Source organism: Yersinia sp. 1252 StPb PI, from assembly GCF_048593885.1.
In the GTDB taxonomy this organism is placed as follows: domain Bacteria; phylum Pseudomonadota; class Gammaproteobacteria; order Enterobacterales; family Enterobacteriaceae; genus Yersinia; species Yersinia enterocolitica_E.
Map to the genome: position 1 here is coordinate 1 of NZ_JAZGQE010000366.1, position 1448 is coordinate 1448.

Consider the following 1448-nt stretch of genomic DNA (forward strand, 5'->3'; position numbering starts at 1 on the left):
AATCATTAGAGGCGTTGCCTGGTATCATGGCGGAGGCGTTTGCCATTGCTACCAGTGGCCGCCCTGGACCGGTTTTATTTATCGATTCTAATGCTGTATCAAACGTTATGTAGTAATATCCATTAATATTTTTTGCTTTGGTTATTCTCTCCATTGCGACTTGCATCGTACCAGCGTAACCAATATCTACCACCCCTATTTTAGACGTAGAATTAACCCCAAGTTCTAGATAATGAGCTGCTAGCAGATCACGTTCTAAGGAAGCATTGTCAAGGATCTCAGCAGACAAATGATATGCAAGTTCCCGTAAACTCGCTCTTTCATTTTGAGTGACTCTTGCATCATATGCAGAAAAACCAAATTTAGTATAATCATCGCTAGGATCAAGACTAATACCAAACTTATCAAAGAAAAATGAATCAAGGGTGGTTGTTGCAATGGATGAATCAACCAGTTTAGATATATCATTTATATTATAAATAGATGCAACCCTTGCAGCTCTTCGAGAGCTCATTGCATAATCTATTTCTGGCCAGCCCTCGGAGGAGGGAAATAGAATTTTCGCCATACGCCAAAGAACTTTTCCATCTCTCGACAAGAATAGTAACTTGTGGATGCCATCCATTTTAGCCTGTGTCATCGTCCACTGTAAAAAACCAAATAGTACAGGAGCTAATCCCATATATCCCAAGGCTAAAGAGTTTCCACCGAAGTGAGTGTCTGCTGGGAATACATTATAGGGATTATCAAAATATTTACGCTGTATTAATCCATAAATAGCTGATTCTGCGTTACTTCTGGCCCTACGATCTTCTTTCAATATAGGAAATAGCTTTTTATTACTCTCAACTATACGAAATGCACTTTTAATTTGGTAAGTATTAATTCCAAATTCACGGGGTTTAGATATATCTCCATGTGGATTATCACCTACATGCAACCACTGTTCATAAGCTATATTTTCATTTTCGAAAACATAGCGGAAAAGATCTCCTTCATGTTTTCTGAGGCCAATAGTCGAAGACAGATAAAGTGTGATATTTTGTTCATAGCCTGCCTTTTTGAGCATTTTTAAAATAACGTATTCAGGTAAATACATATCACTAATTAAAATTACCTTTGCACCTGATTGTTTTGCAATATTAAATAACTTCCAACCAGATTCTCTTCTCTTCAAAACACTAACTTCATTTTCAATCTCACATTTTTTTATTTCCTCACATTGCTCTAAAGACAAGTTACAAACACTAGATATTTCAATGTAAATTTCGTTTAGTGTTATTTCCTGTTTTTGTTCAGCTACTATTTTTTCACGTAACCTTCTTTCTGCACTCTGACGTACAATTTGGAAATTTGATAATGAACCATTGGTTATTTTATCAACAGTATCTTCCATCATTTTAAATAGATGTGATGGCTGTTCTATAACGCGATCTATTAAAGTGTCA

At 36.0% G+C, this 1448-nt stretch carries 1 pseudogene; it reads right to left on the reverse strand.

From position 1 onward, the window contains the following. Positions 1-946 precede the first annotated feature (946 nt). Positions 947-1399, reverse strand: a pseudogene (locus tag V2A85_RS23635) (hypothetical protein); the annotation flags it as partial. Positions 1400-1448: the final 49 nt, after the last annotated feature.